The organism is Teretinema zuelzerae (genome assembly GCF_021021555.1).
GTDB lineage: Bacteria > Spirochaetota > Spirochaetia > Treponematales > Treponemataceae > Teretinema > Teretinema zuelzerae.
Genome location: NZ_JAINWA010000001.1, coordinates 619,951 through 632,069 on the forward strand (window position 1 = coordinate 619,951; position 12,119 = coordinate 632,069).

Annotated in this window: 8 protein-coding genes; 4 read left to right on the plus strand and 4 right to left on the minus strand. The window is 53.7% G+C overall.

All coding sequences use genetic code 11. From position 1 onward, the window contains the following. Positions 1–12 precede the first annotated feature (12 nt). Entirely contained in the window at positions 13–1,368 is a 1,356-nt protein-coding gene (locus K7J14_RS02865) for a glycine--tRNA ligase (protein ID WP_230752874.1), read from the minus strand. A gap of 310 nt (positions 1,369–1,678) precedes the next feature. Between K7J14_RS02865 and K7J14_RS02870 the strand changes: the two genes are divergently transcribed. Together K7J14_RS02870 and K7J14_RS16065 are read left to right on the plus strand one after the other, a co-directional pair. Continuing rightward, positions 1,679–1,879 carry a hypothetical protein gene (locus tag K7J14_RS02870; RefSeq protein ID WP_230752876.1) on the plus strand — a complete coding sequence of 67 codons (201 nt, stop codon included), beginning with the start codon at positions 1,679–1,681 and terminating at the stop codon, positions 1,877–1,879. A gap of 64 nt (positions 1,880–1,943) precedes the next feature. Continuing rightward, positions 1,944–2,075, plus strand: a complete 132-nt coding sequence (locus K7J14_RS16065; protein WP_269062371.1) for a hypothetical protein — start codon at positions 1,944–1,946, stop codon at positions 2,073–2,075. Between the two features lie 154 nt (positions 2,076–2,229). On the opposite strand, the gene gltX is transcribed toward K7J14_RS16065, so the two are convergent. The 3 genes from gltX to K7J14_RS02885 all read right to left on the minus strand — a co-directional run bounded on the left by gltX (position 2,230) and on the right by K7J14_RS02885 (position 9,131). Further along, on the minus strand, positions 2,230–3,774 hold the full coding sequence (gltX, locus tag K7J14_RS02875) for a glutamate--tRNA ligase (protein ID WP_230752878.1): 1,545 nt from the start codon (positions 3,772–3,774) through the stop codon (positions 2,230–2,232). A gap of 126 nt (positions 3,775–3,900) precedes the next feature. Continuing rightward, positions 3,901–5,598: an SUMF1/EgtB/PvdO family nonheme iron enzyme gene (locus K7J14_RS02880; protein WP_230752880.1), complete on the minus strand. Its 1,698-nt coding sequence runs from the start codon at positions 5,596–5,598 to the stop codon at positions 3,901–3,903. Between the two features lie 254 nt (positions 5,599–5,852). Further along, the gene (locus K7J14_RS02885; RefSeq protein ID WP_230752883.1) at positions 5,853–9,131 is read right to left on the minus strand and encodes an ATP-binding protein; all 3,279 of its coding nucleotides are present in this window, start codon (positions 9,129–9,131) and stop codon (positions 5,853–5,855) included. 135 nt (positions 9,132–9,266) lie between these two features. Between K7J14_RS02885 and K7J14_RS02890 the strand changes: the two genes are divergently transcribed. Together K7J14_RS02890 and K7J14_RS02895 are read left to right on the plus strand one after the other, a co-directional pair. Next, positions 9,267–9,659, plus strand: coding sequence for a response regulator (locus K7J14_RS02890; protein WP_230752886.1), 393 nt, complete (start codon positions 9,267–9,269; stop codon positions 9,657–9,659). Between the two features lie 37 nt (positions 9,660–9,696). Continuing rightward, positions 9,697–12,090 (plus strand): PAS domain-containing hybrid sensor histidine kinase/response regulator, encoded by a 2,394-nt coding sequence (locus tag K7J14_RS02895; RefSeq protein WP_230752889.1) that lies wholly within the window; start codon positions 9,697–9,699, stop codon positions 12,088–12,090. Positions 12,091–12,119: the final 29 nt, after the last annotated feature.

Sequence of the window (12,119 nt, forward strand, 5' to 3'; positions counted from 1 at the left end):
ATGCCCGCCGGATCACACCCGGCGGTAGTTCTTGATTTCGGCGCGGATGCGCGCGGCCAGTTCCGAGCGGGGCACGCGGACCTGCTCCATGGAATCGCGGAAGCGGAGCGTCACCGTATTGTCTTCCTTGGAATCGTAGTCGACGGTTACGCAGAAGGGAGTTCCGATCTCGTCCTGGCGGCGGTAGCGCTTGCCGATGGCGCCGGCCTGGTCGTAATCGGTCATGAAGTCTTCCTTCAGCTCGTTCTGGATATCCTTCGCAAGTTCGGCCAGACCGTCCTTCTTCATCAGCGGAAGCACCGCCACCGTCACCGGCGCGATGAACGGATGGAAGCGGAGCACCGTTCTCCAGTCGTCGTCGTTGCCCTTGTCCGCGACCTTTTCCTCTTCATAGGCGTCGCAGAGGAACATGAGCACGTTGCGGGTAAGGCCGGCGCTCGTCTCGATGATATAGGGAATGTAGCGCTCGTTTCCGTTGTCCTGATCGATGTACTGAAGATCCTTTCCGGAGAACTTCGTGTGCTGGGTCAGGTCGAAATCGGTGCGGTTGTGGATGCCTTCGAGCTCCTGGAATCCCATGGGGAACTCGAATTCGATGTCGTAGGCGTCCTTCGCGTAGTGGGCGAGCTTCTCATGGTGATGGAAGCGCAGCTTCTCCGCGCGGATGCCGTACTTCGGGTAATAATTCATGCGCTCGGCGCGCCAGTACTCGAAGAATTTCTCGTCCTCGCCGGGCTTCACGAAGAACTGCATCTCCATCTGCTCGAATTCGCAGGTGCGGAAGATAAAGTTCTTGGTCACGATCTCGTTGCGGAATGCCTTTCCCACCTGGGCGATTCCGAAGGGAATCTTGAGGCGGTTCGACTGGGCGATGTTCTTGTAGTTGACGTAGATGCCCTGGGCTGTTTCGGGGCGGAGATAGATCACCGACGACGAGTCTTCCGCGGGGCCGATGCTGGTCTTGAACATGAGATTGAACGAGCGGGGTTCGGTCAGGGGGCCGCCGCACTTCGGGCACTTGCGGGCTTCGACGTTTTCGCGGGAAATCTGCGTATCGTCGTCCGCGCGGAAACGGCTCTTGCAATCCTTGCAATCCACCAGCGGGTCGGAAAAGTTCGCCACGTGGCCCGACGCTTCCCACACACGCGGATGCATCAAAATGGCCGCGTCGAGCCCCACGATGCTGTCGTGAAGCTGGGTCATCTCCTTCCACCAGGCTTTCTGAATATTATTCTTCAGCTCGATTCCCAGAGGACCGTAATCCCATGCGCCATTCTGCCCGCCGTAAATTTCGGAGGACTGAAACACAAAACCGCGCCTCTTGCAGAGGCTTACGATTTTTTCCATTGTTGTTGAGTGATCTTCCATTGTAAGGATGCTCCTTTGCCCACGCTGGTTGCGAGGGACCGTGATTAGAAGTACAGGATACCATATTTGCGCGAAAAGTGTACAGAAGAAACAATTTCAAGACTGAGGCAGGAAGCTCAAGGACGGGCGGAGCCTCACGGCGGGAGCCCCCGCAAGAAAGAGGCGCAAGGGGCGGAATATCCAATACTCCCGATTTCTCCAGTTTTCTGCGTTTGTGTAAATTTGTATCGATATCCGTTAGATAGTATTTGATTCGCCGGCCGTCCCGGTGTCATACTGGTTTCAAACATAAAACAAAAAGAGGTACCGCATGCTTAACGAAGAAGACATCGTCTTGTTGAATCTTATCAGGCAATCCATGCTTCCCGGACAGGACGGCATCAAAATGAGGGCTTTTCTCGCTTTCAACCGCGACCACCCGCTCGCAAAGGCGGAAGCCGTCGAGGCGCTCGCCGCAAAGGACGCCCTCGTCGTAAAAGACGACACCCTCTATCCGGTGGAAAACATCTGACAAAAATCTGCAACCTGAGTGTTACATCTGTGTCTATTTAAAAAGAGACACAGAGGTGCACTGTATGAAACTAAAAAAGATAGCGCATGAAACATCAGCCGTATTCTCGATCTTCTTCTCATTCACCTGGCTTTTCTGGATGTTGCTCGGAGCCTGGGCAGGGTTACGTTCGCTATTCTGCGGAAGCGACTGCTGAGCCGGCAATAGCCCGCTCGAGCCTCTCGGGATGCTTCGCCGATTACCAATGAATACACAGATGTCATCAAGCTAAAAGAAAACCCCGCGTCGTATCGCGGGGTTTTCTTATTAAATCACTTTCCATTTTCTTCCATTAGGGAAGATGCACGTATTTACCGGGGGAAGCGTTCAGACAAAGTCCTGTCTATGCGCGCGAGCGAAACCTCTATCCCGAGAATCTGGATCGAACCGACGAGAGGCGGAGACACCCTGCTGCCGGTTACGGCCATGCGGATGGGCATCATGAGGTCGCCGAGCTTCGCATCGAGCTTTTCGGCGGCGGCCTTGAACAGGAGATTCGCGTCCTCCTCGGTCATACCGCCGATTTTAGCAATAACATCCTTCGCTTCTATCAGAATCTCTCTGGTTTTCGCGGCGTCCAGTTTTTTCGGAATGATCTCCTCCGCCGGAGGAACCGCAGGTTCCCCGAACAGGAATGATACCATCGCCGGCGCATCGGTAAGGAAGTGAAGGCGTTCCTTGATCAAGGGCATCACCTTCATAAGTTTTTCCTTCTGTTCGTCAGTCGGACGAAGCAGGGTTTGATCGGCGAACAGGAATCCCGCGGCCTTTCTGGCTTCCTCGCCGTTCGCTTCTCCCGCGCCGCATCCGCCGAAGAGGCCGGAATTCGCGATGAATGGCCAGGTCAGATCGAACAGCTCCTCGTCGGTTTTCATCCGCATGTACTGGCCGTTGAACCATTCAAGCTTCTTGTAGTCGAAAACCGCCGGAGCCTTGTTGATATGCTCCATGCGGAATAGAGATCCCAGTTCTTCGAGGGTATACATGTCGCGGGCGTCTTCGTAGGAGCAGCCCAGCATAGCCACGTAATTGATGAGAGCTTCTTTGAGGTACCCGTTGTTCCGGAACTCGTTGCAGCTGGTCGCGCCGTGACGTTTCGACAGCTTCTGGCCGTCCTGACCCATGACCATGGGCAGATGGCAGTAATCGGGATGCTCCCAACCGAAAGCCTTGTACATGACGACATGGAGCGGAGTCGAAGGAATCCATTCCTGCGCGCGCATGACGTGGGTAATCTTCATGAAGTGGTCGTCCACGATGTTCGCGAGGTGGTAGGTCGGGAACCCGTCGCTCTTGAGAAGAACAGGATCGGGGTTCACGTCTTCGTTCTTCCATTCGATGTCGCCCAGAAGCACGTCGTGGAATTTCGTCGAACCCTCCATGGGAACGGCGAGCCGGATGACGAAGGGCTTTCCCGCGTCGAGATTTGCCTTCACCTCGTCGGAAGAAAGGGATCGGCAGTGCCTGTCGTATCCGGGAGGCATCTTGTTCATCGTCTGGATTTTGCGAATGCGTTCCAGCCGCTCTTCGTCGCAGAAACAGTAATAGGCCTGTCCCTTTTCCACGAGCTCGAGGGCGTATTTCTTATACAAATCGAAGCGCTGGCTCTGAACGTAGGGGGCGTACTGTCCGCCGCGGGGACCGCCCTCGTCCCATTCAAGGCCGAGCCATGCGAGAGTGTCGTATAAATTCTGTTCATATTCCGCGCTGTATCTGGTTTGGTCGGTGTCTTCGATCCGAAGTATGAACTTTCCATTTTGGGATCGGGCGTAAAGATAATTAAAAAGAGCTGTTCTCACTCCGCCGATGTGCTGCATCCCGGTCGGGGACGGTGCATAACGAACACGTACTTCCACTGTAGGTCTCCTTAAAAAGGGGCGCAGAACCGTTTCATATTCCTCAGGATCTGCGCGCTTCCCGGCAGTATAGGATTTTTCCTTTTCTTGGACAAGCGGAGCCCCGATACGCCGGACTGCCGAAAGCTATTCAGGGAAAACGGATCGCGCAGAGCGGAAGCCGACCGTTCCGCTTTTTCCGCTGAATTTCAGCACAGAGCGGTTAGCGGCCGCGCAATCTACTATCGTACCGCTATAGCTTGATCCGCGGATAACCCTTTCAAGAGCAGGACTCGCGGCAGGGCCGCCTGAATCAAATTCCCCCGCATTCGAGTACCAGGCGGGGTCATGCCAATCCTGGCACCACTCCGCGACATTGCCCGCCATATCGTAAAAGCCCGCTCCTGTAGACTCAAGAGAGCCGACAGGCCAGGTAGACTCCCGTCCCGCCGCCTTGCAGCTCGCCGGATACCACGCAAAGCGGGGCAGTCCGGTTTTGTCGTCGGTTCCCGGATACTCGGTACGCTCATCTTCCATCCCCAAAGGGCCCATGCCGGCCGCGTATTCCCATTCGGCCTCGGTCGGAAGCCTCCACCCGTCGGCGCGGGGGGAAACGCATACAAGGCCGGAGGCTATCGGCTTGCGCAATGGTTCTGAAAGGGTTTCATCAGTGTAATAAACAGGGGTTACGCCTTCCCACTCGCTGCGCGCGTTGCACCATATAGCCGCGTCCTGCCAGGAGATGTAGGTAACAGGCTCCAGATAATCAGCTGTGCAGGGATCTCCGGCGGTTCCGTCGTTTCCTTCCCGGCCCTTGTTAGACCAGGTCCACTCATGCGGCGAGTATTCAGCCGCCCACTGGCGAACTGAGGTCCATAACTCATACGTGGTCTCATTCTCGGACAACTCAAAAGAACCGACGGATATCTGTTTTTCGGGATTATCGTCATACGCGTCGAAATCGTTTCCCCGAATAAAAACGCCGCCGTTCAATATATGAACTTCCGCGGAATCAGTGATTAACAAGGGTATTTCGATAGAACCGTGATCCGTCTCAAGCCGCAAAAGCGATACGCCCGAGCTTGCGGTGTCGACGAAGGAATCAGTCTCTTGCATATCGACAGGAATCAGGGAGCCGTCGCTCATCCGCACGGCAAGCTCGCAACCGGTCAAATCGACTGATTCGCCTACCCGATACTGGATGCGATCAGGAGGGGCAATCAATTCAAGACCAACAACGGTCGCGCTCTCAACAGGAGGTTGAGGTTCAACCGGGGTAACAGGCTCGGCGGGAGGCTCTGCTTGCGCGGACGAATCCGCCGGAATTTCAGGGCCGGCCGGAGTTTCGGGTTCCGCTGGAAGTTCATTTCCGCCGGAAGACTCCGGTTCGCTCCCGTCGGGCGCCGCAGGCTCGGAAGGAGGATCTGTTTGCGCGGACGAATCCGCCGGAATTTCAGGGCCGGCCGGAGTTTCAGGTTCCGCTGGAAGTTCATTTTCGCCGGAAGTCTCCGGGTCGCTCCCGTCGGGCGCCGCGGGATCGGCAGGAGGCTCTGTTTGCGCGGACGAATCCGCCGGAATTTCAGGGCCGGCCGGAGTTTCGGGTTCCGCTGGAAGTTCATTTCCGCCGGAAGACTCCGGTTCCTTCACTTCAGGCGCACCGGAGTCATCATCGGCTTCCCCGGGCCCGGTCCCCTCGTCCTGATCCGATTCCTGGCCGCTCGCGGTCCCCGCCGGATCGACCGAGCCGGGCGTCTCGAGTTCCCTACCCGTTTCTCCAAGCGGAGCGTCGCAGGAAATCACGATAAACAATGCCAGCAAGGCGGAAAAAAACAAAAATCGATTCATACCTTCCTCCGGTTTCAGACAATCGAGAGTCTTTTCATTCATTAATCGATGAAAAAACCCTGCGCCGATTACCTTGGAGGAAATTCGCTTTTTTGCCCGACTCTCGCGCGATTATCCGCGCTTTTTTTGCCCAGTATTTCTTAAGGGGACCTCTAAAAACTTCAGTTTTTAGAGGTCTACCTTAATGTATGTGTAAATCCTGTAAGGATTTACAAAGGCCCCGAGGAAAACTAACCGAGTTTTTCGAGGTGCCCTTAATTAAAAGCACTGTCGAGGAAGAACGAGCCCAGAGTACGTGACGGATTCTTTTTTGCCTCGTACGCGGCCTTCAGATACAACGCCGCGACCTTGTCGTCGGGATCAATCGCCGTGACAGTCGCGAAGGCGGCGGCGGCGTCTTCAATAGAGTCGGCGTAAAAGGACTGGACAGCCTGATTGAATAATTGCAGCGTTTCAGTCTTTCTCCGTTCGAATAAGAGCTCGGAAACCTCGAGGGGAGTTTTGCGGCCCTTCATCCTGATGCGCCCGACGAATCGAGACGGAACTCCCGTAAAGTCCCCGAGCGAGGCAGTGGAGACAAGAGCGCAAGTATGCAGCTGCCGGGTCAGAGATTCGAGGCGGATGGAGAGCGATACCGTCTCGGAGAACAAGCCCGCTTCCACATGGCTGCCCTCGCCGATCAACGCAAGCGTGACAAGTCCCCGGTGAATTCCCATCCCGAAATCGACAGGAGCATAAGCGCAGTTGGAGCGATGGCCGTTATATACATCCAATTCAAGGCGCAGCGCCTCTGCGGCGCGAAGGGCGTCCGTCGCCGATCCGGGAAAGAGCGCGAGCAGGCCGTCGCCTACATACCGGTCCACGAAACCGCCGTGATCTCGGATTATCGGAGCGAATCGCGACAGGTACGAATTAAAAAATTTCAAACCCTCCTCGGGCGAAAGGCCTTCGGTAAAGGAGGTGAAGGCGCGCAAATCCGAATACAGGACGGTCATTTCCTTTCTTGCCATCGAACCCACTTCCAAGTCCGAGCCGACCTCTTCCTTCACCAGCTTCAGGAAATCAGCCGGTACGAAACGCTGTTCGGAATCATAAATCCGTTTCAGGAGAAGATGGCTGCGAATGCGGGCCAATAATTCCTGGCGCGAGAACGGTTTTGTGATGAAATCATTTGCGCCGAGGCTGAAACCCTGAAGAAGATCGTCGATCCGGTTTTTCGCCGTCAGCAACAATACAGGCAGTTCGGCGCTCGAGCAGGTTTTCCGTATCTCGACAAGCGCCTCGTATCCGTTCATGCCGGGCATCATAATATCAAGCAAAACCATGTCAGGGCAAACTCCCTGGTCAAGCAGCGAAAGAAGCTCGTTCCCGCCGGAAAGAGAAACACCCTTATAGCCCGATGAGGAGAGCGCATTCATCAGTATCTGCCTGTTCGTAGACTCGTCGTCAACGACTAATACCAGGGGCATATCGGAAGGCTTTGCTACGCGAAGAGCGGAATGAGCGTCGTCCTCATCGGTGAAGCCTCCGGGAACGGAAAGCATCGAACGCGGAGGAACCCTGAAGAATGCGTTTTCCTCATCCTCGGTGCCGTCGGAGAGAGGCAGGGCGACGGTGAAAAGAGAACCCTTCCCGACTTCGGATTGAACCGTAATGCTTCCGTTCTGCAGCGCGGCCAGTTCGGCGGCTATGGTGAGCCCGAGCCCTGTTCCGCCGTATCGGCGGGAAAGCCCGCCGTCGGCCTGTTGAAAAGACTCGAATATCAACTCCTGTTTATCTGCCGGTATTCCGATTCCGGAATCAGCGATCTCTATGCAAAGAAGCCCCCCCGATTCGCGGGCGGAAAGAGAAACCCAGCCTGATTCGGTGAACTTCAACGCGTTGCCGAGCAGATTATAGAGAATCTGCTCCAGACGGGCGGGATCAGCGTAGACGGGAGAAAGTCCGTCGATCTTGTCCATCCGTAATTCAATACCCCGGGAAAGAGCGTTCACCGAGAAAAATTCGCACACCGGCTCTGCGACTGTCCAGAAATCGACTGATCTGGGGAATACCGCAAGTTTTCCGTTTCGCAACCGGGCATGGTCGAGAATATCGTTTACCAGGGAAAAAAGGCGCCTCCCGCTTGAAGAGACCAGATCGAGCTGATGCAGCTGTTCAGGGCTCAAAGGGCCCTTGTCCCCGGCGGCAAGGCTTTCGGTGATGCCGATGATCCCGTTCAAGGGCGTTTTCAGCTCATGGCTCGTATTCGCGAGAAATTCATCCTTCATGCGGTCCATTTCAAGAAGAGCTTCTGTTTTCTCGGCAAGAGTGCCGGAAAGAGTTTCGACTTCCGCGAAGGCCCGGGAAAAACGTCTGGCCAAGATAAAAGACTGAAACAGGAAGCACATCCAGACAGCCGTTCCCAGGTAATACGTCGGTCCGGCGATCTGAAGCGAAACAAGGGCGTCGTGTATTCCGATAACCATGATGAACAGCATGGCTATGAACACCAGCCCGGCTTCGTTCTGTTTCTTGACAAGAGCGTACAAGGCCATCCAGAAAGAAAAGATCAACCCGAAAATGATGAATATATCCCGCACGCCGCCGAGAACCGAAATGTACGGATCGAGAAAAGGAATATAGTACAAAAGGCCGAGCACAATAGACTGGAGAACGAACACGCGCAGAAACCATTTGAATTTCTCTTGGGGAAAGAGGCTGTAGATATAGAGAAGAAACAGCGGCAGCAACGGATAGATTCCGAAAGCCTGAAGCAAATCCCAGACATACACGGTCAGCGAAGGGAATAGCGTAAAAACGAGCTTCGACCCTCCGACCATGAGCTGTCGAAAGACCATGAAAAGGGCGAACAAGCCGAGATACAAGGGAGTTTTATCCTTGGTACGGAATACAAACAGAACAAGAAGATAGAGGCCCATAAACCCGAGAGAACCTGCCAACAAGAGATCCCACATCCGTTCGACGAAAGAAATATGGCTTATCGTCTCCCAGGAGCCGATTACGGGCGGCCTTCCGAGCCCTCCGTGGGTTTTATATTCGTAATTCGTTACCTGAACAATGATTTCGAGCGACTCTGCGCCCCGGGGAGCGAAATAAAACGAAGTGCGCGCGGCGTTTCCCCGTTCGTCGGATCGGGAAGTTCCAATGACCCCGTGTTCATAGGCCAGTTCGCCGTTTATCCACACGCGATAGGCCGAATACACCGACATAAAACGGATGCCGAGGATTTCAGGAAAAGGAGTCTCGCTGCGAAATACCTGACGATAGGTGCCCTTTCCGTAGGCGGAATACCCTTTTTTTGACCAAAAATCAGGAATAAACCGCGCGTCAGGAATAGGCTGAGCCTGAGGATCGAGAAATTGAGACGGGTACAAGAGCTGGTCCCAGTAAAAATCCCAGTCAGCGCCGAGCTCGACGGTTTCGCCGCTATCCCAGTCGGCTGCATTCAACAGTCTGGATTCGGCGTCTGCGGCGGCACAAAAAATCGCCGTAATAAATATAATTGCGCAGGCAATTCGTCGCTTTGTCATACACTCGATTATACCATTAATTGTACAGTTTACTATACGACCGGAAAAATAAACGAACAGAAACGCAAAAAAAAAGAAGCGATAGCGGTAGGCAAGCCGATGAGTTATACTGTACTGCAAACGGAGGAGCATAAAATGAAAGTATTGATAGTCGAGGATGATTTCACCAGCCGTCTGTTGATGCAGGGCCTCTTTGAGCCCTATGGATTAACCCATACCTGCGTAAACGGAAGGGAAGGAGTTGAAGCGTTCAGGAAAGCCCTGGAAGACAACGCTCCCTACGATCTGGTCTGTCTTGATATTATGATGCCCGATATGGACGGTCAGGCGGCCTTGAAGCAAATACGCGAAATCGAAGAAAACGCCGGCATTTTTTCAACCTCCGGCGTTCGCATCATAATGACGACCGCTCTGGACGACAGAAAAAACATCATGACGGCTTTTAAAGAACAATGCGACGCTTATCTGGTAAAGCCTATTGATCGGGAAAAACTGCTCGATACGCTTCGATCACTGAATCTCATATAGAAAAGATCTCGTTATCCCCTTAGAAGGGGATTAAAACATGGCGCAAACAAAAAAAACGTATTCAGAAAATGAAACAAAAAGTTGCTCGATGCTCGGCGATATTCCTGTCGGATTAATCGTTATTAATCCGATAAGCAGGAAAATAGAGTATGCGAATCGGTGCGCGGCAAAACTCTTCGCCATGGAGCCCGAATCGATGCTCGGAAAAAGATGCCATCATTTCGTCTGTACCGCGCCCGAAGGATTTTGCCCCTTTTGCGATCTGCAGCAGCCGGTAGAAAACCAGGAACAGCGGATATTGCGGAAAGACGGAAGCACTCTTACGGTTCTCAAGTCCGTCATGCCGCTGGAGGACGGAGAATTCACGGGAATGCTCCTGGAAAGCCTTGTAGACATCACGAGCCAGAAACAGACTGAAGAGGAACTGAGACAGGCGACCGACCGTCTCCAGATAGCCGCGCGGGCCGGCGGAGTCGGAATCTGGGATTACGACATCGAAACAGGCACGGAAATCTGGGACGACCAGATGTACCGGCTGTATAAAGCCTCCCGGACCGAATTCCCGACGGGAGACGCTGCGTGGAAGGCGAGGATTCATCCTGAGGACAAAAACTTCCAGAGCATGGAAATACGGAGAACGCTGAATACCGGAAAAGACTACGACACCGAATTCAGGATTCTCTGGCCGAACGGTTCGGTGAGAATCATTCGCGCCTTCGGTATTTTAAAACCATCTCCTGCCGGAACCGGCGGACACCTCATCGGAACTAACTGGGACATCACGACTCAAAAGGAAATAGAGCAGGAGCTGATAAAATCGAACCTCCATCTTGAGGCCGCAGGAATACGGGCAAATGAACTGATGATTCAAGCCGAAGTCGCCAACGTCGCTAAAAGCGCCTTTCTCGCAACCATCAGCCATGAAATCCGCACCCCCCTGAACGGAATAATCGGCATGGCAGCCCTCCTGCTGGACAGCAGCCTCACCGGATCCCAGAAACAATACGCGGAACTGTTGAAATCAAGCGGAGAAACGCTTTTGTCTCTCATCAACGGCGTTCTCGATTATTCCAAGATCGACGCCAAAAAAATGGTTCTCGATTACGTCGATTTCAATCTCCGCGAACTGGTCAATAGGACAGTCGCTTTAATGGAAGTCCAGGCGCGGGAAAAAAAGCTTTCCGTAACATGGGCCATCGACGATGAAATTCCCGAAACATTGTACGGCGATCCGGGCAGGCTGAGGCAGATACTCCTGAATCTCATAGGGAACGCGATAAAATTCACGGATAAAGGAAAAATTTCGATCCGGATTAAAAAAGAATCCACAGAAGAAGACGCGCTGTACATCCGCTTCGAGGTGGAAGATACGGGAATCGGAATCCCTGAGGAAAAGCAGAAATTGTTATTCTCGCCCTTTACGCAGCTCGACAGCTCTACTACCAGAAAAAGAGGCGGAACCGGGCTTGGACTCGCTATTTCAAGGCAGCTGGTCGAACTGATGAACGGCGAGATCGGAGTGGCCAGCGAAGAATCGAAAGGCTCCACTTTTTATTTCACCGCGAAGCTTCATCGCGAAAGCAAACAGGATACCGCTCTCGATTCTAAAGAAGAAAAAACGGAAAAAAAGAAGAAGGCTCCTCTGCCCAAGAAAGGCTCCATTCTGGTTGCGGAGGACAATCCCACGAACAGGCTCATCGTAACTAAAATTCTCGAAAAAATGGGCATGTCCGTCACAACGGTAGAGAACGGATTGCAGGCGCTTTACGCGCTCGAAAGAGGACGGTTCGATCTGGTGGTCATGGATTGCCAAATGCCGGTGATGGACGGATACGAAGCTACCCGGAAGCTGAGAGAGAGGGAAGCGGCACGGGGAGCGACGAATGAAAAGCCGATCCCCGTCATCGCGCTGACGGCATACGCCCTTGAAGGAGACCGCGAAAAAAGTTTGAACGCGGGGATGTCGGATTATCTGATTAAACCGCTCGATCCGGAAAAATTCCAGGACACGGTCAGATCATGGCTATCGGCGCATCCCCCGAAACGCGCGGCGGCGGCAAAAACTTCCAGCGCATCGGCATCCGGAAAAACGCTGTTCGATTACGACGATTTTCTCCACCGCACCATGGATTCGCCCGCGCTGGCCAAAAGCGTGATCGAAGCATTTATCGGCGACATGCCGCATCAGATAAGCCAGATAGCAGGAGCGCTGCGCCTTCAAAACAGGGAAGCGGCGCGAGACGCCGCGCACCGCATCAGGGGAGCCTCCGCTAACCTTGCATGCGGAAGACTCTATGAATGCGCGCGGGATATGGAAAAATCCTGCATGAACGATACGATCGACGCGGCTATTACGAAATCTGATCAGCTGCGCACGATCTACGATCAAACCGCCGCGTTGCTTAAACAAGAATTGACGAAGCTCTCTTAACTTTTTTTCTCTATTTCCACTCAAGACTT

Bases quoted from the DNA above. Each gene is read 5' to 3' on its own strand.
- K7J14_RS02885 (WP_230752883.1), bottom strand. From the start codon at position 9,131: ATGACAAAGCGACGAATTGCCTGCGCAATTATATTTATTACGGCGATT.
- K7J14_RS02870 (WP_230752876.1), top strand. From the start codon at position 1,679: ATGCTTAACGAAGAAGACATCGTCTTGTTGAATCTTATCAGGCAATCC.
- K7J14_RS02865 (WP_230752874.1), bottom strand. From the start codon at position 1,368: ATGGAAGATCACTCAACAACAATGGAAAAAATCGTAAGCCTCTGCAAG.
- K7J14_RS02890 (WP_230752886.1), top strand. From the start codon at position 9,267: ATGAAAGTATTGATAGTCGAGGATGATTTCACCAGCCGTCTGTTGATG.
- K7J14_RS02880 (WP_230752880.1), bottom strand. From the start codon at position 5,598: ATGAATCGATTTTTGTTTTTTTCCGCCTTGCTGGCATTGTTTATCGTG.
- K7J14_RS16065 (WP_269062371.1), top strand. From the start codon at position 1,944: ATGAAACTAAAAAAGATAGCGCATGAAACATCAGCCGTATTCTCGATC.
- K7J14_RS02895 (WP_230752889.1), top strand. From the start codon at position 9,697: ATGGCGCAAACAAAAAAAACGTATTCAGAAAATGAAACAAAAAGTTGC.